The sequence below is a fragment of the Aquirufa sp. genome (assembly GCF_044239315.1).
In the GTDB taxonomy this organism is placed as follows: Bacteria; Bacteroidota; Bacteroidia; order Cytophagales; family Spirosomataceae; genus Aquirufa.
In genome coordinates, this window is record NZ_JBIIBQ010000004.1 from 32,257 (window position 1) to 50,480 (window position 18,224).

Annotated in this window: 20 protein-coding genes; 10 read left to right on the plus strand and 10 right to left on the minus strand. The window is 42.2% G+C overall.

From position 1 onward, the window contains the following. Positions 1-48: 48 nt before the first annotated feature. The 3 genes from ACILP5_RS02090 to ACILP5_RS02100 all read right to left on the minus strand — a co-directional run bounded on the left by ACILP5_RS02090 (position 49) and on the right by ACILP5_RS02100 (position 2,723). On the minus strand, positions 49-660 hold the full coding sequence (locus tag ACILP5_RS02090; protein ID WP_395616996.1) for a hypothetical protein: 612 nt from the start codon (positions 658-660) through the stop codon (positions 49-51). Positions 661-781: 121 nt separating this feature from the next. Next, the gene (locus ACILP5_RS02095; protein WP_395616997.1) at positions 782-1,594 is read right to left on the minus strand and encodes a zinc ribbon domain-containing protein; all 813 of its coding nucleotides are present in this window, start codon (positions 1,592-1,594) and stop codon (positions 782-784) included. Positions 1,595-1,631: 37 nt separating this feature from the next. Further along, positions 1,632-2,723: a Nif3-like dinuclear metal center hexameric protein gene (locus ACILP5_RS02100; protein ID WP_395616998.1), complete on the minus strand. Its 1,092-nt coding sequence runs from the start codon at positions 2,721-2,723 to the stop codon at positions 1,632-1,634. A gap of 72 nt (positions 2,724-2,795) precedes the next feature. On the opposite strand from ACILP5_RS02100, the gene ACILP5_RS02105 reads away from it, so the two are divergent. Continuing rightward, complete coding sequence (locus ACILP5_RS02105; RefSeq protein WP_395616999.1) at positions 2,796-3,233, plus strand: NUDIX domain-containing protein; 438 nt, start codon at positions 2,796-2,798, stop codon at positions 3,231-3,233. Here ACILP5_RS02105 and ACILP5_RS02110 read toward each other — a convergent pair. Next, positions 3,214-4,590, minus strand: coding sequence for a sodium:solute symporter family protein (locus tag ACILP5_RS02110; RefSeq protein ID WP_395617000.1), 1,377 nt, complete (start codon positions 4,588-4,590; stop codon positions 3,214-3,216). The genes ACILP5_RS02105 and ACILP5_RS02110 overlap by 20 nt on opposite strands. A 51-nt stretch (positions 4,591-4,641) precedes the next feature. Here ACILP5_RS02110 and ACILP5_RS02115 point away from each other — a divergent pair, with 51 nt between their 5' ends. Further along, on the plus strand, positions 4,642-5,889 hold the full coding sequence (locus tag ACILP5_RS02115; protein WP_395617001.1) for a D-alanyl-D-alanine carboxypeptidase: 1,248 nt from the start codon (positions 4,642-4,644) through the stop codon (positions 5,887-5,889). A gap of 98 nt (positions 5,890-5,987) precedes the next feature. Here ACILP5_RS02115 and ACILP5_RS02120 read toward each other — a convergent pair whose 3' ends face one another. Together ACILP5_RS02120 and ACILP5_RS02125 are read right to left on the minus strand one after the other, a co-directional pair. After that, positions 5,988-7,301 carry an APC family permease gene (locus ACILP5_RS02120; protein ID WP_395617002.1) on the minus strand — a complete coding sequence of 438 codons (1,314 nt, stop codon included), beginning with the start codon at positions 7,299-7,301 and terminating at the stop codon, positions 5,988-5,990. Further along, on the minus strand, positions 7,291-8,409 hold the full coding sequence (locus tag ACILP5_RS02125; protein WP_395617003.1) for an endonuclease/exonuclease/phosphatase family protein: 1,119 nt from the start codon (positions 8,407-8,409) through the stop codon (positions 7,291-7,293). The genes ACILP5_RS02120 and ACILP5_RS02125 overlap by 11 nt, the downstream gene beginning before the upstream one ends. A 119-nt stretch (positions 8,410-8,528) precedes the next feature. Here ACILP5_RS02125 and rpmB point away from each other — a divergent pair, with 119 nt between their 5' ends. Both rpmB and ACILP5_RS02135 read left to right on the plus strand, forming a co-directional pair. Further along, positions 8,529-8,768: a 50S ribosomal protein L28 gene (rpmB, locus tag ACILP5_RS02130; RefSeq protein WP_130894998.1), complete on the plus strand. Its 240-nt coding sequence runs from the start codon at positions 8,529-8,531 to the stop codon at positions 8,766-8,768. A gap of 64 nt (positions 8,769-8,832) precedes the next feature. After that, positions 8,833-9,543, plus strand: a complete 711-nt coding sequence (locus ACILP5_RS02135) for a HesA/MoeB/ThiF family protein (RefSeq protein ID WP_395617004.1) — start codon at positions 8,833-8,835, stop codon at positions 9,541-9,543. Here ACILP5_RS02135 and rimO read toward each other — a convergent pair. Then, complete coding sequence (gene rimO / locus ACILP5_RS02140) at positions 9,533-10,855, minus strand: 30S ribosomal protein S12 methylthiotransferase RimO (protein ID WP_395617005.1); 1,323 nt, start codon at positions 10,853-10,855, stop codon at positions 9,533-9,535. The two genes, ACILP5_RS02135 and rimO, sit on opposite strands and share 11 nt — an antisense overlap. Positions 10,856-10,967: 112 nt before the next feature. On the opposite strand from rimO, the gene ACILP5_RS02145 reads away from it, so the two are divergent. Next, the gene (locus tag ACILP5_RS02145) at positions 10,968-11,675 is read left to right on the plus strand and encodes a DUF1080 domain-containing protein (protein ID WP_395617006.1); all 708 of its coding nucleotides are present in this window, start codon (positions 10,968-10,970) and stop codon (positions 11,673-11,675) included. Positions 11,676-11,738: 63 nt separating this feature from the next. On the opposite strand, the gene ACILP5_RS02150 is transcribed toward ACILP5_RS02145, so the two are convergent. Beyond that, positions 11,739-12,746, minus strand: a complete 1,008-nt coding sequence (locus tag ACILP5_RS02150) for an SMP-30/gluconolactonase/LRE family protein (protein WP_395617007.1) — start codon at positions 12,744-12,746, stop codon at positions 11,739-11,741. 49 nt (positions 12,747-12,795) lie between these two features. On the opposite strand from ACILP5_RS02150, the gene prmC reads away from it, so the two are divergent. The 5 genes from prmC to lpcA are packed head-to-tail and all read left to right on the plus strand — an operon-like array spanning position 12,796 to position 16,052. Further along, positions 12,796-13,641, plus strand: coding sequence for a peptide chain release factor N(5)-glutamine methyltransferase (prmC, locus tag ACILP5_RS02155; protein ID WP_395617008.1), 846 nt, complete (start codon positions 12,796-12,798; stop codon positions 13,639-13,641). Between the two features lie 51 nt (positions 13,642-13,692). Further along, complete coding sequence (locus tag ACILP5_RS02160) at positions 13,693-14,286, plus strand: LemA family protein (RefSeq protein WP_395617009.1); 594 nt, start codon at positions 13,693-13,695, stop codon at positions 14,284-14,286. Then, a complete protein-coding gene (locus tag ACILP5_RS02165) occupies positions 14,286-14,711 on the plus strand; it encodes a TPM domain-containing protein (RefSeq protein ID WP_395617010.1) in 426 nt (141 codons plus the stop codon). The genes ACILP5_RS02160 and ACILP5_RS02165 overlap by 1 nt, the downstream gene beginning before the upstream one ends. Before the next feature lie 8 nt (positions 14,712-14,719). Next, positions 14,720-15,466 (plus strand): TPM domain-containing protein, encoded by a 747-nt coding sequence (locus ACILP5_RS02170; protein ID WP_395617011.1) that lies wholly within the window; start codon positions 14,720-14,722, stop codon positions 15,464-15,466. Positions 15,467-15,479: 13 nt separating this feature from the next. Beyond that, positions 15,480-16,052: a D-sedoheptulose 7-phosphate isomerase gene (gene lpcA / locus ACILP5_RS02175; protein WP_395617012.1), complete on the plus strand. Its 573-nt coding sequence runs from the start codon at positions 15,480-15,482 to the stop codon at positions 16,050-16,052. On the opposite strand, the gene ftsA is transcribed toward lpcA, so the two are convergent. Together ftsA and ACILP5_RS02185 are read right to left on the minus strand one after the other, a co-directional pair. Next, positions 16,049-17,395 (minus strand): cell division protein FtsA, encoded by a 1,347-nt coding sequence (ftsA, locus tag ACILP5_RS02180; protein WP_395617013.1) that lies wholly within the window; start codon positions 17,393-17,395, stop codon positions 16,049-16,051. The genes lpcA and ftsA overlap by 4 nt on opposite strands. Positions 17,396-17,440: 45 nt before the next feature. Further along, complete coding sequence (locus tag ACILP5_RS02185; RefSeq protein WP_395617014.1) at positions 17,441-18,214, minus strand: cell division protein FtsQ/DivIB; 774 nt, start codon at positions 18,212-18,214, stop codon at positions 17,441-17,443. Positions 18,215-18,224: the final 10 nt, after the last annotated feature.

Genomic DNA, 18,224 nt, shown 5'->3' on the forward strand with positions numbered 1-18,224 from the left:
AAAGCCAGCTGTTTAGCTGGCTTTTTTGTTGTAGAATCCTGAAGATAATTATTTTTCATGCAACCAACGTAGGTATTCATCCTGCGTTTCAAAATTGATTTTAGTAATCTCCCCTTTAAGCACCTTGGGCCAACTGTTTTTATAGATGGAAAGTAAAACTAACATGTTTTTAGAATAAGGCTCGTAAATGGTTAGTTTGTTTTCTTTTGATACAATATTAATTCTTATGGAAGATTCACCTTCCTCAACCAACTCAATCTCTTTTACTGAATCCCAGGAGAAAATCAGCTCCAATTCACTTTCTTCCTTGTAATTACTATAAAATCCATCCACATTGACATACAAAAAGCCTGCTAAAGCTTTTTCTGATACGTGAACTATGGAGGTAAAAAAGAAAGGGTGATGATTGCCTGTGTCGTACCCTAGTTCGCTTAAGGCAGTTTTTACATACACCAATTCAATTAAGGCTTTCTCTTTCTTTATTTTCTCGGAAGCAATAGCAACTAACTCATCACTATCTAAGTCAAAATCTCCCAAATTAATTTCTGTAGCATCAGAATCGTCTGCCATGACATAATCAGCCCAATTGATTTCGGTAGAGTTAGAACTAGTATCTATTTTGATGTTTTGGTCCCCTAATTCAGTTTTTTCTAAGGCCATAATTACTAGTTATTAGACAAGAAAGGAAAAAGCAAAATTGTAATGGACAAAAATGACTTTTTTTGCCCACAAAAAAAAGCCCGCTATTTCTGGCGGGCTTTTTGATATAAAAATGTAAAGACTATTCTTCGATCACTGCTGCAGCTACTGGAGCTGCTGCTTTCGCACGAGATTTCTTTTCTTTCTCTGGAGCTGGAATGACATCTTCCACACCTGCGAATACACGTCCGCAATGCTCACAAACTAAGATTTTCTTCTTGTCTTTGATATCTGTTTGACGTTGTGGAGGTACAGAGCTAAAACATCCGCCGCAAGCACCACGCTTCACTAAAACAACCGCTAAGCCGTTGCGTGCATTATCACGTAGTTTTGTATACGATTTTAAAAGACGCTCATCTACAGACTTCACTGCTTTCTCGCGATCTTTTAATGATTTTTGCTCTTCTTCCTCGCTTTCTGCGATGATTACTTGTAATTCATTTTGCTTGATCTCAAGATCTTTCTTGCGCTCAAACAAGTTCGATTCTACAGAGGCGATTTCGTCGTTTTTGTTCAAAACTTTGAAATCGATTTCTTTGATACGCTTATCTGCAATTTCCATTTCGATTCCTTGCAATTCAATTTCTTTCGAAATTGCATCGAATTCGCGGTTATTGCGCACGTTCATTTGTTGTTCCTTGTACTTAATGATTAAGTTATCAGAGTTTTTCTTTGCGATTCTGTAGTTAGCGATTTGCTCTTCAAAATCAGCTACGTCTTGCTGGAATTTAGCCAAACGAGTCTCTAATCCCATGATTTCATCTTCTAAATCACGAACTTCTTCCGGTAAATCACCGCGTACTTTCTTGATATTATCTAACGTTGAATCAATGGTTTGAAGCTTTAAAAGGGCCTCTAACTTTTGGGCAATCGTTGTTTCGGTAACTGTAGCCATTATTCTAATTTATTTGAATTGTCTAACCTCTCTCGTTTTAAGCGAAACGTACCGGATTGGTATTGGTTTCACTTTTCAGAACGGCAAAATTACTAATATTTTTTGATAAATAATCATGTATCGCATCAATAATCATGACTTCAGATTCGTAATGCCCTACATCTACGATTAGACATTGATTTTCGGCGTCAAAAAATTCGTGGTACTTAATATCTGAAGTGATATAGGCATCACAACTTTGTTTCATGGCCTCTTTGATCAAGAAACTTCCAGCGCCGCCACAAACCGCTACTTTTGAAATGGGTCCTTTAGGTAAAGCGGTATGTTTCAGGGCTTGAAGTCCTAAACGCTTTTTGACAAATACTAAAAACTCCTCTGGAGAAAGCGACTTTTCTAAATTTCCTACAAAGCCAGAGCCTACATCTTGCCACGAATTATCAAGTGAATAGATGAAATAGGCTACCTCTTCATAAGGATGGGCAGATTTTAATGCCGCTAAGACAACTCCAGCAAGATGCGCTGGGAATATCATCTCTACTTTCATTTCGCTAACTTCGGATAATTGATTCGATTTCCCCGTGTATGGATTAGCCATCGAAGAAGGTTGAAAACGTCCAGTTCCCTCTGATGTGAAGCTGCATGAGGAGTATTCTCCGATGTTTCCAGCCCCTTCAGCATGCAATGCCTCCCGCACAGCAACTTCATGCGTTGCTGGAACATAATATTCTAGCCTCTTTAAGGCATACCGCAGCGGTTTTAATACGTGTCCTGTGATGCCTAGCTTAGCAGCTAAATGATAGCTAACGCCCTTAGGGGCGTGATCTAGGTTCGTATGTGAGGCGTAAAGAGCAATATCATTCTGAATGGCCTTGATTACCGTTCTTTCGACATACGAAGCACCGGTGATTCGTTTTAATCCACTGAAAACGATGGGATGATGCGAAATAATCAAGTTACAGCCCTTTTTGATGGCCTCTTCTACCACCTCTTCCGTACAATCCAGGCTGATTAATACGCTCTTAACTTCCTGGGAGGCATCTCCTACGAGTAACCCTGCGTTATCATAGGATTCTTGCCATCCTAGAGGTGCCCAAGCTTCCATCTGCTGACAAATTTCTCTTATTTGCATGCTATACGTTCATTTTGACTGCAATTTAGGAAATCTAATGGTATATTTATCTTTTCAAATTTCACAAACTCCATGCGAATTAGACCAGCTGCCCTCATCATCGAAAATAATCATGTGCTTTTCCTGCGCTATGATTATCCGGGAGGTAGTAAATTCGCCTTGCCCGGAGGAAATGTGGATGCTGGGGAAACCTTTCCAGTCACTATTGCCCGTGAATGCGAGGAAGAACTAGGTATCGAGGTGGAAGTGCATGATTTGCTTTTTACGTGTCAGGTGCATGCCACGGATGATTATAGTGCGTGTGCTCACCTTATTTTCGAAGGAGATATTGTGGGAGGAATCCCGCTCATTCAAGCGGGTGAAACAACGGCTGATGATCTAGTTTGGGTGCCGGTGGACAAAATAGCGGAATTAACTATTTATCCTTCCATCAACGATGCCATCTTAGATTATGTGCACACAGGAAAGAAAGGACAATATCTGGGGACTCTTAAGCAGATTTGGCTTTAATCTGATTTCCTAACAACAAGCCGATCAATCCGGCTAAAAGTCCATACCACACAGCGGGAATTTCTGAGGGGCTGATGAAGTGAAAATATCCCCAAATAACCAATCCCAACACCATACTTAAGTGACTTCCCCAGGGAGTCGTGCGTTTCCACCAGAGACCCGCATTGAGTGGAATGAAAAGGGAAACTAGGCTGAAAGCGGAAGCTTCTCCTACTAATTCGAAGATATTTTGGCGTTCAATAGCCATAATGATACAGGCTAATGTCACCAAAACAATGGATATCCGAATAAATAATAGGACGATTTTATCAGATGGGCGCTTCATTAAAGGTTTCAAAATATTTTCCCCTAACACAGACGCAGGTGCTAAAATTGCTCCCGACGTGGTACTTAATAAAGCCGATAAAAGTGCCCCCAAAAACAAGACCTGCATGGCCCTCGGTGTAAATTTCATCACTAATGTGGGGATCAACAATTCATCTTCCGATAACAAAGTAGGGTATAAACGAACCGCAATAAAGGCAATTAAAAGTGGTAATAACGCGATAGTTAGGTACATGGCACCTGCTGCAATACTCGCCCTAGCGGCTATTTTCTTGTTCTTCGCGGACATTACGCGCTGAAAAATGTCTTGCTGCGGGATGGATCCGAAACCGATGGTGATCCAAGCTGCACCATAGACGAGCCAGTCCTTCCAGGTATTTTCTATTGGAATGGCTCGGAAGAAACCGTTAGGTTGCGAACTGATGAGTTGATTGAAATCTGGGACTTTGGCCCACAACAAATAGGCTAAAAATAAGAGTCCAACAATGAGGATTATATTATGAAAAAAGTCGGTCACCGAAATCGACCACATGCCTCCCAGCAAGGTATAGGCCATGACTAACAATGCGCCTATGATGATGCCTGTTTCTACTGAAATAGGCAATAAAAGATGCATCGTGAGTCCTAATGCAACTAATTGGGCGGAGATCCAGCCAAAGTAGGAGGGAATCATAATGATCGCTGAAAGCATCTCGGAAAAAGCCCCAAACCGCAATCGAAAATAATCACTAAAGGTCAATACAGGTAATGGATATAGTTTTCGGGCATAAATAGCTCCCACGAGAAATAAACCAAGGGCAGCACCAAACGGCTCCTCAATAATTGCTAAAACGCCTCCATGCACAAATTCTTTAGGAGCACCCAAAATTGTTTCCGATCCAAACCAGGTCGCAAACGTCACCATCGTCGCTAGCGCAAAGGGTAATGAACGCCCCGCTAAGACGAAATCTTGCGTAGAATGCACCTTTTTGCTAGCCCACCAGCCCACGCCAAGGTTTAAAGCAAGATAGAAAATGACAAAAGCTACCAGCATTCTTTTAGGTAAAATGAGCTCAAAAATACGAAAACCTTTTACCTTTATCGTATGAAAAATCTAGCCTTTTTATTCCTGCTGGCTTTGGTAGGTTGCCAAAGCTCCCATTTGCAGATCGCCTACAACGAATCTAGCTTGGCTCAGCGGGCTAGCGGCGTGATGATCAAGGACCTTGCGACAGGTAAGGTACTATTCGAGAAAAACGCAGATCAATACTTTATGCCGGCTTCAAATATGAAGCTATTGACCTTTTTACAGGCAAATCGAATAGTTGGTAATAAAATCCCCTCCTTCAAATACCGTGAGACGAAAGACACCCTCTTTTTTTGGGGAACGGGGGATATTTCTAACCTGCATCCAACTATCAAAAACACGGCTTTACGCGATTTTCTAGCTGCTTCTTCTAAGGTTTTAGTCTATGGTGCCCCCCTGAAGCAGATTCCTGTTTTGGGTACTGGATGGGCTTGGGATGATTATAATGACCATTATTCGGCGGAGATTTCAGACATGCCCTTGTATGCAAACCTGGTTAATTTTTCTGCGACAGCTAAAAGATGGCGAATTATGCCGGATGCTTTTGAAGCGGTTTCTAAGACGGGATCTACATTAGAGGTACGCCGTAATTGGTTGAAAAATCAGTTTGAATTGCCGGTATTACAGACTCAGAATTATGGATCTCAAGATGTGCCATTCATTACTTCGCCTGATATGACGGCCTTTCTTTTGACCGATACACTTCATAAATCGGTCGAGACAATGCCTCTAGCCGTTCATCCAGATGCACGTATTTTTTATGCAGGGAAAATGGATAGTTTATACCTGCCGATGTTGCACGAAAGTGACAATGCGGTTGCTGAACAATTATTGGTGATGATTGCTGCTGAAAAAGGGTGGGATCCAACTAAAGTAATTGAAAATTTAAAAAAAGAGCCAGGCAACGAATTTATGAAGGATATTCGTTGGGTAGATGGCTCGGGTTTATCACGTTATAATTTAATTAGGCCGAAAGATTTCATACACATCCTAGAGTTATTACAAAAAGAAGTGGCTCCAGATCGTTTACGTACCCTTTTGCCGGAAGCAAGTAAAACAGGAACGATGCGCAATGTGCAAGATCTTAATCCTGGGGTTCGTATTTGGGCGAAGTCAGGTTCTTTTGGAAATACCTATGATCTTTCTGGATATTATTTGACCAAAGAAGGAAAAACACTAGCCTTCTCCATTTTATCTAATTTAGGCAATAACCCAGTAAAGGATATTAAGAATTCGGTGGTGGAGTTTTTGAAGGCGATACACTAAAAAAGAGTAGAGATTATAGAGTGTAGAGTAGAGATAAGAGAGTATAGATTAGAGAGTAAAAAGAAAAGATTCAATTTAAACCATCTCTACTCTCTACTCTATAATCTCTGATCTAAAACTAGAAACTTTCGATATACTAAATAGCTTACCGCCACAAACCCCACCACATACACCACACTCCCCAGATTCGTCACCAAGGTCCCCACCAAGAACAGCGCAGAGATAATCAATAATATCCAAGGCAAATAGGGATATCCCCAAACCAGGTAAGGTCGCTTCAAGTTAGGTTCAGTCACGCGCAGACGCAAAAGTGATGCAAAACCCGCTAGATAACTGGCCACAAAAAAGAAGGTTGCGATGTCTGAAAGACGCTCGTTAATTTCTTTGCCGGCAAGTAGAAAAAGGCAGGCAGAAAAGACGGTTAAATGAGTGGCGGTCGTGGGAGAGCCCGCGGCGTTCACTTTTTCTGCGGCTTTGAAAAATAGGCCATCGCGGCTCATCGAATAAATCACTCGAGGGGCGAACATCACTTGAGTATTTAAGATACCTAGAATGCTGAGCATTAAAAAGACGGTTATCCAGCGACCCATGTCTGCTCCAAATAATAACTTCATTGCGTCTGCAGCGGCTAATTTGCTACTTGATAGTGTTTCGAGGGGTAGGCTGTAGAGGATTCCGACGTTAATTAACAAATAAATTACGGCGACGGTGATGACGCCAATAAACATGGATTTTGGCATAGATTTAACTGGATCCTTGTTTTCTTCTGTGAAATAACTGGCGGTGTGCCAGCCGTCGAAGGCATAAAAAATGGATAAAAGGGCGGTCATGATGCCTGTGGCGAGAGGTAGGCCTGTAGGGGCTTTGGCCTGCTCTTGAAAAACACCTCCACCTCCGTAAAAGAAGCAGATGGCAATGAAAATCAAAAGGGCTACGGCCTTAATTCCACTCAGCCATTCTTGGGATTTTCCTGCCATGACCACGCCCAATTGATGGAAAAACCACAACAGGGCAAGGATACCGATGGCGCAATAGACTAGATAGGGACTTAGACTTGGAAAGACGATGATCAGGTATTCACTAAAGGTGTAGGAACCGAAACCTAGGGCTGTTACAGTTCCTAACCAGCTGGTAAGGCCCACCAAGAATCCAATATAGCGACCAAATGCGCGTTCGGCATAGATGTACCAGGAACCGGCTTTGGGAATTGAAAGACTTAACTCTAATAAGCAGCTAACTCCTAATAAGGCATATATGGCCACTAGCACCCATAAAATTAGGATTAAACTAGGGTCGTGAAGGGAAGCTGCGATAGGACCTGGTTTACGCAAGATTCCGGTTCCAACGGTTCCGCCCAGCGTCACAGCTACACCAAAAGTCGTTCCAAGAACCTTCCAAAGCTTATTTTCCATGTAGAATATATTGGCCTACGGTGGGGAAGTGGTCGGAGTATTTGATGTTTCGCAAGGTTTGGAAATTGACTGCTTTCCATTCGTCCGAGAAGAATTGATCGTCGATACGTACTAAATAGGGGCTGCGATTTAAGGTAAATCCAAAGCCGGACCCAGCCTCCTCGAAGGAATTTTTCAATCGTTCCCTGATCGTTCCATAGGCCCATCCAGATGGCGTTTCATTTAAATCGCCTACGACTAAGATGGGGTAAGGGCTTTTTTGGATGAGGCGATTGATCTTATCCATCTCCTTTTTGTGTTCAATAAAGCCCTTGCGGAGGGAGGAAATGATGCCGCGTCCTTCTTTCTTCGCATCCGTATAATCTTGTAAGCGTATTTTAGAGGTCACTTTGTTTACTCGAATACCCATCGACCAAAGCTGCAAATTAATTACGCGAATCGTATCTTGGTCCTTCACAATATCAGTTAGTAGGTACCCATTCGCAGAATTTTCGAACTGTTCTCCCTCCTCGTGAATGATGGGGTATTTCGAAAATACGACTAAGCCCATCTTCTCATGCGAATCGAATAATTGCTTTTTCAGCGGAATGAAGGAGTAATGAGGGTATTTTTCCTTCAAGAAAGAGACTGTGTGGTAGGCCTTGCGATCCGAATGGGAATAGAATTCTTGGAAGCATTTGATGTCGGCATCGTAATCGCGAATGAATTTTTTGAGTTCTTCTAACTCTTCTTTTTTGGCCTCATACTCGTTTGAATACATGCCAAAAACATTATAACTCATCACCGTTAACGGTTTTTTTAAGGTTGCTACAGGTTGATTAAAGCTAATCGTTCTTCCGATAAATCCGTATCCCAGCGCTAGCACAATCAAGGGCAAAAGCGCTCGCTTCGCTCGCTGAAAAACCCAATAAATCAAAGAAAAAAAGCACAATAACTGTGCATAGGGCATGGTCATCATGATGAACCCGGCAAACCAATGCTCCACGATGAGAGAATAACTTAATAGATAGGTCAAAAGCGTGTAGAGGCACAAAGGCAGGGTACCTAACCAAATCAAGGAAGAGATGATTTTTTTCTTCAACGGTGCCTTCGTATTTCGCTTCGCCATGCCCAAAGATACACATTGTGAACCATTTTATAAATTTTCAAAAGAGGTTTGGGTTATTTCAAAATATTTTCTAATTTTGCAATCCCTTTAGGAAAGAACAATTTTAAATACTAGATACGATGGCAAAGGTTTGTCAAATTACAGGACGCAAAACTCAAGTAGGAAACAACGTTTCTCACGCTAATAACAAGACTAAGCGTAAGTTCTACCCGAACTTACAAACGAAGAAATTCTTCTTAGAGTCTGAAGGTGTTTGGGTTCGTATGAAGGTTTCTGCGAAAGCAATTCGTACAATCAACAAGAACGGTTTCGAAAAAACTTTAATCGCTGCAGCTCGTAAGGGTACGTTAAGCGTTTAGTTTTCAAAATAATTATCGAAATTAGCCTTCCTGAAATTCAGGGAGGCTTTTTTTATTTGCAGCTATGCTATCTGATTTAGAATTCGAACGCTACCGTAAACAACTGAATCTGCCCGAATGGCGGAAGCAGCAACAGATGGCACTGAAAAATGCGTCCATTCTAGTAGTGGGTGCAGGTGGCTTAGGCTGTGGTGCCTTGCCTTTTCTGGCTGCAGCTGGGGTAGGCTCGATTACCATTCTGGATGCGGACGTAATCGAATTATCAAATTTAGCGCGTCAAGTATTGTATCGTACAGCGGATGTTGGCGCTTCGAAAGCTTTGAAGTCCGCGGAGGCTTTGCAAGCTTTGAATCCGACCATTGCCATCCAGGGAATCGCGGAGAATCTAACATCAGAAAATGCTGCGAAGTATATCGCGCAGCACGATTTAATGCTCGATTGTACCGATAACTTCAAAACGCGTTACTTAATTAATGATACCTGTGTGGAAATGAAGAAGCCGTTTATCTATGGTGCGATTCACGCTTGGGAAGGCCAGTTCGCGGTGTTTACGCCTAATGGTCCTTCGTATCGGTCCTTGTTCCCGGTCGAACCGAGTGCGCAAGAAATTCCTGCTTGCGATGAAGTAGGTGTGTTAGGTGTATTACCCGGAATCATCGGATTGTTGCAGGCAAAAGAGGCAATCTTCTACCTGGCGGGTTTCGGATCCCCCGCCCAAAAAGGGTTAATGACCTTCGATATACGCGATATGCGTCTCAGCTCTTTTACGCTATAATATCGCCGTACAAGTCGAATTCTTCGGCTTTATTGATCTTTACATTCACGAAATCGCCTAAACGGGCATATTGTTCCGCAGGGATTAATACTTCATTATCTACCTCTGGCGAATCAAATTCGGTACGCCCTACGAAATAGCCGCTCTCTTTGCGGTCGACCATCACTTTTAGGGTTTGGCCTACTTTCTGCTGATTTAACTCTTCTGAAATTCCTTGCTGCACCGCCATGATCTCATCAGAACGGAATTGCTTCACGTCCTCTGGTACGTCGTCATTCACAAGATAAGCGTGCGTATTTTCCTCGTGGCTATAATTAAAGATGCCTAAACGGTCGAAACGCATACGCTCGACGAAGGAATAGGTCTCTTCAAAGTCTTCTTCCGTTTCGCCTGGGTAACCTGAAATCAAGGTCGTACGTAAAGCAATACCCGGCACTTTCTCGCGAATGGTGTGGATTAATTCCTCCGTTTTCTCGCGGGTGATACCACGACGCATGTGCTTCAACATGGCGTCTGAACCACTTTGGAGAGGCATATCTAGGTATTTACAGATATTATCACGCTCTGCCATCGTGTCTAAAATTTCCAAAGGAAATCCAGCTGGGTACGCATATTGCAAGCGGATCCATTCGATGCCGTTGACATCGGATAAACGCTCTAATAATTCTTTTAATTTTCTACCTGATTTACCTTCGCCTTTTAAGTCTAAACCGTAGAAGGTTAAATCTTGGGCAATTAAAATCAATTCTTTCGTGCCTTTCTTCGCAAGCGATGAAGCCTCCTTCACTAATTCCTCCATCGGAGTGGAAACGTGTTTTCCACGCATTAATGGAATCGCACAGAAACTGCAAGGGCGGTCACAACCTTCCGCAATCTTCAGATAGGCATAATGTGCGGGGGTCGTTAATAGGCGCTCGCCCACTAATTCGTGCTTGTAATCTGCCTTTAAGGCTTTCAGTAAACGAGGTAATTCATTCGTCCCAAAGAAGGAATCCACCATCGGAATTTCTCTTTCTAAATCATCCTTATAGCGATGAGATAGACATCCGGTAACGTATAATTTGTCGATCTTTCCAGCTTCTTTTGCGTCTGCGTAGCGGAGGATAGTGTCGATCGATTCTTGTTTGGCATTATCAATAAACCCACAGGTATTAATTACGACGATGTTCGCCTTGTCCTTTTTCGCCTCGTGCGTCACCTCTAAACCATTTCCTTTTAGCTGGGTATAGAGCACTTCAGAATCAACTAGATTCTTGGAACAACCGAGGGTGATGATGTTGATGGAGGGCTTTGGGGCTACTTTGGTCTTCATGGATTTTTATATCAGCCCGCAATTTACAAAGATTTGATGCTAAAATTGCCCCCGACAGATACAATTGTTGCAGACTTTTAGTAGTATTGTAAAAATCATAAACCTAATAAACATGAACAAAATCGTTTTAACCTGCGCGGCTGTCTGCTTCGCATTTGTGTCTTTTAGCCAAGGGATGAATGAGCTAACAAGGGCAGAAAAGAAAAATGGCACTCAACTATTATTTGATGGAAAAACCTTCACTGGCTGGCATAGCTTTGGTAAAGGAGAAAAAGTAGGAACTTCTTGGACAATCGAAGACGGAGTGATTGGATTCGATGCAGCGAAGAAAGACGGAGGTGATTTAGTCACGAATGAGTCTTTTGTTAATTATGATTTCTCGGTAGACTGGAAGATTTCTGCAAACGGTAATTCCGGTATTATTTTTAATGTAAATGATGATTCCAAAAAATACCATGCAACCTATGTAACAGGACCAGAAATGCAGGTTCTACATGATGAAGGCCATCCAGATGGAAAAATTAATAAGCATAATTCAGGTGACTTATACGACCTAATCAAGTCTTCTGTGAATGTTACGAAGCCAGTAGGTGAGTGGAATACGGCACGTATTGTGAATAATAAAGGCTTGTTGCAATTGTATTTAAATGGATCTAAAGTAGTGGAGACTCGTACCGATGATCAAAACTGGAAAGACATGATCGCTGGATCTAAGTTTAAGAGTATGCCAGATTTTGGTAAAGTAATGGCAGGCCATATCGCTTTGCAAGATCACGGAAATAAAGTGTGGTTTAGAAACATTAAGATTAGAAAATTGTAAAACGCGTCACTTTAAAATTAAAAGGCCTCCTTCAACTGAAAGAGGCCTTTTTTTATGCATATTTTATTTCAATCCTCTTGTCTTCGTCTTTACTCGCAACAAATTCATCTTAGAGGTGATAAACAAAGTCGATCCATCTTCTCCAAAATTCACATTCGAATTCGGGTTTCCTGTCTCAATGCGTCCCAGTAATTTACCGGCTGGGCTGATGATTAAGATTCCGCCGGGTCCTGTCGTCCAGATGTTTCCTTGTTGATCTAGTTTCATTCCATCATAACCGCCACGGATTCCTTGCTTTGCTAATTCAGCGGCATCAAAAAACACGGATGGTTGGCCTAGATTACCCTTTTTGTCCACTGGAAAGGCTAGAATATGGGATTCTTTAGGTTCTGAAGATCCTACATAGAGGATACTTTCATCTAGATTCATCGCTAAGCCATTCGGTCTGGCCATCTTGTCGTATTGCAAACTCATTTCGCCTTTCTTACTGATGCGGTATACCCCTTGAAACGCTATTTCCTTAGCCGGCTCTTCTTTACCGCGGCCTGGTAAACCGTAAGGGGGATCTGTGAAATAATAGTCCCCGTTTTTCGCTTGGATCACGTCGTTCGGGCTGTTGAGTTTTTTGCCTTCCCATAATCCGCTGAGGGATTTTTTTAATTCCGGTTTTCCCAAAGGCATTTCTGCTATTCGTCTATTCCCGTGTTCAGCAGAAACCAAGTTACCCTTTTGGTTAATAATCAATCCATTCGCACCTGGTTCGTAGGAATAATAAGTAGAGCCCGAATAGCCCGATGGTGTTAAATAAAGCTCTGCCCCTTTTTCTGCAGTCCATTTGTATATTTTGTTCTCCGGTACATCTGAAAACAATAAATAGCCTCCTTTCTTCACCCAAACTGGACCTTCAGACCAAGTATACCCTTCTGCCACAATCTCGATAGGGGAAGTGGGATCGATCAGCGTTTTTACGGATTCATCATAGACGTGAATCTTGCCTATAGTTTTGTATTGCGCCTGCACGGGGGCCTGTAATCCCATGATTGTGATGAGCGGTAGTATTAATTTTTTCATAGCGTTAACTGAGGTTTATAATTTGTAAATTTACCCAAATTCTCCACAAATGAAATTGATTTCCAGTCCAATTCTCATCCAGCAAATCACCGAGGCAATTTCGACTCATTATGAGCCTTCCGAGGCCCGAGCAATTGCCTTTCGTTGCCTGGATTTGGGATGGAATTTGAGTTCGATGGATATTATTTTAAAAAAGGAGGTGGAATTGCCTATCGATTGGCCTGGGCGTTTAGTTCGCCTTGCTGCCGGCGAACCCCTGCAATATGTTATGGGGAAGACCTACTTCAGAGACCATTTGTTTGCCGTTAATTCAGAGACCTTGATTCCAAGACCGGAGACGGAGGAATTGGTCGAGCTAGTTTTACGTCACGTTCAGGAGAATGCCTCGGTTTTAGATGTAGGCACTGGATCAGGCTGCATTCCCATTTCATTGAAATTAGAACGACCATCTTTACAGGTAGAGGCCTGGGATATTTCTAAAGGTGCGCTGGAGATGGCTCGTCAGAATGCCGAGACCTTGCAAGCAGAGGTTAGTTTCCTGCAGCAAGACATTTTTGCCTGGCCTTCCTCGGTGGGTAGCTGGGATATCATTGTATCCAATCCTCCCTATGTGACGGAGAAGGAGAAAGAACAGATGGCGAATCATGTGTTGGACTTTGAACCTCATTTGGCTTTATTTGTTCCTAATGACGATGCCTTGAAATATTATGAGGCTTTAGCTGATTTTGCCCAGGCTCGTTTATTGGATGGAGGATACCTTTGTTTAGAAATTAATCAATATTTTGGAACTCAAACGGTAGAGCTCTTGTTTAGCAAGGGTTTCCAAGAGGTCAAATTGTTAACAGATTTTAAGGGGAACGACCGGATGATTATGGCACAGAAATCAGGTCTTTAAATTTTAACTCGTATTTTTGTTTCAACTATTAACCAATTAAAAATTAAAAAGATGAATAAGACGGTATGGATTGTTTTGGGAGTTATTGCTCTCGTAATTTTTTGGGGAATTGGCTCACGTAATAGCATGGCTACCTCAGATCAAGATGTAAAAGCGAAGTGGGCGAATGTTCAAAGTGCTTACCAGCGTCGTGCAGACTTAATCCCGAACTTAGTGAAGACGGTTCAAGCCGTGGCTAATTTCGAGAAATCGACATTGACTGCAGTGATCGAAGCGCGTGCTTCTGCTACACAAATGAAATTAGACTCGAAGGATTTAAGCCCTGAGAATTTGCAAAAATACCAAGCGGCTCAGTCTTCTTTAGGAGGTGCCTTGTCTCGTTTGATGGTGGTGGCTGAAAACTATCCACAATTGAAGGCAACGGAGAATTTCTCTGAGTTGCAAGCACAATTAGAGGGAACAGAAAATCGTATCAAAGAAGAGCGTGATAATTTCAACACAGCTGTTCAAGGCTATAATTCCTTGATCGTTACCTTCCCTAATAACTTAATCGCTTCTTTTTCTGGATTCGCTGAAAAAGGATTCTTCCAAGCAGAAGCTGGTTCAGATAAAGCACCGGAAGTAAATTTTGACGAGAAGAAATAATGCTTTTGTCAGAAGAACACCAAAACCTGATTTTGCAAGCTATCCAAGACGCTGAATTAATGACGTCTGGAGAGATTCGTGTACACGTAGAAAGCCATTGCTCAGGTCATCCGATTGATCGGGCGACTGAAGTATTCTTTCAACTAGGTATGCAGAAGACCGATTTGCAGAATGGGGTTTTGGTGTATCTGGCCATCAAAGACCGTAAGTTTAGTATTATTGGTGACAAAGGAATCGATGCGAAAGTGCCGGCGGAATTTTGGGAAACGATCCGTGACGAGATGCGTGCCCATTTAAAAAAGGATGAATTCGGGGCTGGCCTGGCTCATGGTGTAAAGCGCACGGGTGAGGTTTTGAAGAACTTTTTTCCCTACGAAAAGGGGGATGTCAATGAATTGTCAAACGAAATCTCTTTTGGCATCTAATCTCAATTATGCGGAAACTCGTCCTACTTTTATTGCTCTTTAGTTCTTTTGCCTACGCTCAAGAAGGCATTCCTGCGAAACCGAAGGGGTACATTTTAGATGAGGCAGGACTTTTAAACCCAGAGGAGGAGAATGCACTCGAGCAGAAAATGCGCGGCTATGCCGACTCAACTTCCACTCAGTTTGCCATCGTATTAGTTAATTCAACGAACGGTCGCGATCCTTACGATTACGCAATCGATATTGGTAAAGGTTGGGGTATTGGCCAAAAAGGTAAAAATAACGGAGTTGTCATCCTCGTCGCTATGCAAGATCGCAAGCTGCGTATTGTGACTGGTCGTGGTATTGAAGATGTCTTGCCGGATGCTGTCTGCAAACGAATTATCAACCGTACCTTAAAGCCTACCTTCAAAGTAGGTGCCTATTACCAAGGCTTAGATGAAGCGACCACCGAAATGATGCGTCGTGCAAGTGGCGAATTCAAGAATGAGGATAGTGGAGAGGAGCCCCAAGGCATTCCTCCCTTTTTGATTTTTTTCCTACTATTTATCATTATTGCCATCATCAAAGCTGCGCGTAATCGCGGCGGTGGAAATGGCCCTGGATCTCGCGGAGGCGGCATGTTCTTTCCACCTATCTTCTTAGGCGGTGGAGATTATGGAAGAGGAGGCTCCGGTGGTGGAGGCGGAGGATTTGATTTTGGTGGCTTCGGCGGGGGAGACTTCGGCGGAGGCGGTGCCGGAGGCGATTTTTAATTATCTTTAATCTATGAATAAGCTTATTACCCAATCCCTTCAGGAATCACAGCAAGTATTAGCTGACTTTTTAGGCAATCCTGCCAAGATAGAAGCTATCGAAAAGGCGGCTGACGTATTAGTAGAAGCTTTGAAAAATGGAAATAAGATTTTGTCTTGTGGTAATGGGGGCAGTCATTGCGATGCCATGCACTTTGCAGAGGAATTGTCGGGTCGTTTTCGCGAGAATCGTCCAGCATTAGCGGCGATGGCGATTTCAGATCCATCACACATCTCTTGTGTGAGTAATGACTTTGGCTATAATTACATCTTTTCTCGTTTCATCGAGGGCTTAGGAAACAAAGGAGACGTGCTTGTAGGTATTTCTACCTCTGGAAATTCAGCGAATATCATAGAGGCGGTGAAAGCTGCTCAAGCGAAAGGAATGGAAGTGATTTTATTTACGGGCAAAGATGGGGGAAAATTAGCGGGCTATGGATGCCATGAAATAAGAGTGGACCACTTTGGTTACGCAGATCGCATTCAAGAAATCCACATCAAAGTGATCCACATTTTGATTCAGTTGATTGAATCTAAGTTATTCTAATACGAGGCATCTCCGCCTTCATCATCACCCATTACAACATCCACCATTTTGCGGAATAGATCACCTATACGTGGAGCAGGTTTAGAGGCTTTCGCTTCAGTATAACCTGTTTCATTCGCCATTTCTTTTACCGGCGCACTTGCCATAGGGGTATCTTCCGCATCAGCTGATTCTTGCTGATCATAATATACTTGAACTAATCCAATTACCGTCGCAAAAGAAGGGTCTTTGATCTCAATAGCGATAGCAGGATTCGATGAAGTGGCATTAGGGTCCCCAATGCGCGCATCAAGGCCAGTGAATTTTTGGAACAATTCATCGATATATGGCAATTGAGCTCCACCTCCAGTTAACACTAAACCCGCTTTCAGGTTCTTGATATCCGTTTGTTTCGATATTTCGGCAATAATGATAGCTGCTAATTCCTTCAAACGTTCTTCGATAATAATGGCTAAATTTTTAACGGAAACGGGTGAAGGTTTACGGCCAGCAATTCCAGGAATCATCACAACCTCATTGATCGGAATGTCTTTTTGAATAGCTGAACCAAAACGAACCTTCAAGCTCTCTGCATGGTCTCGCGAAATATCTAATCCGGATTGAATATCTTCTGTGAGTAAATCACCACCCCAATTTAATACCGTAGCGTGTTTTAAGCGGTTGTTCTGGAAGATACTGATCTCTGTCGTCCCACTTCCTAAATCGACTAATACAACGCCTTCCTGCTTTTCTTCCTTGTTTAGAACCGAGCTAGCCGTAGCTAAAGAACTGAAATAGACATTTCCTTTCTTTAAATGCTTCGTTTCAGCTGATTTTAAGCATTGGGTTAACAAATCATTCTTGCTGGGATTCGCTGAGATGAAAACGAAATCGGCTTGAATTTTTTGGCCTATTTGACCGATGGGATCTAAGGTATCAGGTAAGTTACCCACTTTAAAACCGATGGGTAAGGTGTGTAGTACGCAAGGATTTTTATCTGCAAATGTGCGTTTTGCTTCTTCAAAAAGGCTCATCACCTCGTTGTTTGAAACGGGCTCTCTTTCGTTTTTGCGAATTTTAGAAAGGCTAAACGGCTGAACTTTAATATGCGAACCAGAAAGGTTAGAGGCAAAAAAGTGCTCTGAATTTTTCCCGTCTAAGACATGAGAAATTTGGTTCATTGCCTCTGAAATCGCCGCCGTCGTTTTATTAATATTGACAATCTCACCGTTTAAAACATTGTTTGTATTTACGGATGATCCTGTAGCTAAAATTTCTAATCTGCCTCGGTCGTTTTGCTTGCCTGCAATCGCTCTCACATAGGAGCTACCAATATCTAAACCGATAATTAAGTCGTTACGCATTATATTTTTTTTGTAGAACGGATATTAAATTAAAACATTTGGTCATTATTCGCAAATAAGCTGATTCTTATATTTCAGCTGTACCCAGCTGTATTTATTCCAGCCTTTATTGGGTATTACTTTTTGATAGAATATGAATAGTTTCTTGAATTTGTTTTCAATGTTGATCGGTAGTCCAAAGTCAATCCGGGTCGTACCTATTGTGGGAATTAACACAATTCCTCCGTCTTTTGCGACAATGATTTGGGAGATTTGTGCTTTCCAAAATTCATTATTTTCAATGTATTGAAAGAATGGAATCAAGGTCTTGCCCCTTTTGTCTTGTAAATCTCTTTTGCCATCAAAATAAGGTCCGCCCGTAACAATAATCCGTGGGGTAAACAAAGGACTTGTGCCGATGAATTTCCCATCCTCTGAAATGTATTGATCTGGAAAAGGGGAGGTGCCTATGGTCGATCTTACGATTCTAGCTATGGGTTTATACTCTTTAACAGAAACAGAAATCACTCCACTGAAATCATGGTGTGCCTCACAAGATTTTACAAGGGGTATGCGCTTAATTCGTTCCTCTATTTTACGCAGGGAGATTTGGGTAATAGGTTTGTCTAAAAAGTATTCTGTCCCTTGTTCAGATACCATTAATTTGATGTCTTTCTTGCTTAAAAGGGCCTTTTCGTTTTCTGAATCAAGTGTAATTTCGACTCCTTTACAAACGACTTCATTAAAGCTAATTTCGGCAAAAATGACTGCAGCAAGGACGAGGGTGAATAGAATCACCATCCCGATTACTTGCTTGATTAATGCCGCGTTTGCCTTCATTTTGAAAAAT

What these genes read in the sequence shown, in the direction of transcription:
- ACILP5_RS02090 (WP_395616996.1), bottom strand. Translation starts at nt 660, where the DNA reads ATGGCCTTAGAAAAAACTGAATTAGGGGACCAAAACATCAAAATAGAT.
- ACILP5_RS02095 (WP_395616997.1), bottom strand. Translation starts at nt 1,594, where the DNA reads ATGGCTACAGTTACCGAAACAACGATTGCCCAAAAGTTAGAGGCCCTT.
- ACILP5_RS02100 (WP_395616998.1), bottom strand. Translation starts at nt 2,723, where the DNA reads ATGCAAATAAGAGAAATTTGTCAGCAGATGGAAGCTTGGGCACCTCTA.
- ACILP5_RS02105 (WP_395616999.1), top strand. Translation starts at nt 2,796, where the DNA reads ATGCGAATTAGACCAGCTGCCCTCATCATCGAAAATAATCATGTGCTT.
- ACILP5_RS02110 (WP_395617000.1), bottom strand. Translation starts at nt 4,590, where the DNA reads ATGCTGGTAGCTTTTGTCATTTTCTATCTTGCTTTAAACCTTGGCGTG.
- ACILP5_RS02115 (WP_395617001.1), top strand. Translation starts at nt 4,642, where the DNA reads ATGAAAAATCTAGCCTTTTTATTCCTGCTGGCTTTGGTAGGTTGCCAA.
- ACILP5_RS02120 (WP_395617002.1), bottom strand. Translation starts at nt 7,301, where the DNA reads ATGGAAAATAAGCTTTGGAAGGTTCTTGGAACGACTTTTGGTGTAGCT.
- ACILP5_RS02125 (WP_395617003.1), bottom strand. Translation starts at nt 8,409, where the DNA reads ATGGCGAAGCGAAATACGAAGGCACCGTTGAAGAAAAAAATCATCTCT.
- rpmB (WP_130894998.1), top strand. Translation starts at nt 8,529, where the DNA reads ATGGCAAAGGTTTGTCAAATTACAGGACGCAAAACTCAAGTAGGAAAC.
- ACILP5_RS02135 (WP_395617004.1), top strand. Translation starts at nt 8,833, where the DNA reads ATGCTATCTGATTTAGAATTCGAACGCTACCGTAAACAACTGAATCTG.
- rimO (WP_395617005.1), bottom strand. Translation starts at nt 10,855, where the DNA reads ATGAAGACCAAAGTAGCCCCAAAGCCCTCCATCAACATCATCACCCTC.
- ACILP5_RS02145 (WP_395617006.1), top strand. Translation starts at nt 10,968, where the DNA reads ATGAACAAAATCGTTTTAACCTGCGCGGCTGTCTGCTTCGCATTTGTG.
- ACILP5_RS02150 (WP_395617007.1), bottom strand. Translation starts at nt 12,746, where the DNA reads ATGAAAAAATTAATACTACCGCTCATCACAATCATGGGATTACAGGCC.
- prmC (WP_395617008.1), top strand. Translation starts at nt 12,796, where the DNA reads ATGAAATTGATTTCCAGTCCAATTCTCATCCAGCAAATCACCGAGGCA.
- ACILP5_RS02160 (WP_395617009.1), top strand. Translation starts at nt 13,693, where the DNA reads ATGAATAAGACGGTATGGATTGTTTTGGGAGTTATTGCTCTCGTAATT.
- ACILP5_RS02165 (WP_395617010.1), top strand. Translation starts at nt 14,286, where the DNA reads ATGCTTTTGTCAGAAGAACACCAAAACCTGATTTTGCAAGCTATCCAA.
- ACILP5_RS02170 (WP_395617011.1), top strand. Translation starts at nt 14,720, where the DNA reads ATGCGGAAACTCGTCCTACTTTTATTGCTCTTTAGTTCTTTTGCCTAC.
- lpcA (WP_395617012.1), top strand. Translation starts at nt 15,480, where the DNA reads ATGAATAAGCTTATTACCCAATCCCTTCAGGAATCACAGCAAGTATTA.
- ftsA (WP_395617013.1), bottom strand. Translation starts at nt 17,395, where the DNA reads ATGCGTAACGACTTAATTATCGGTTTAGATATTGGTAGCTCCTATGTG.
- ACILP5_RS02185 (WP_395617014.1), bottom strand. Translation starts at nt 18,214, where the DNA reads ATGAAGGCAAACGCGGCATTAATCAAGCAAGTAATCGGGATGGTGATT.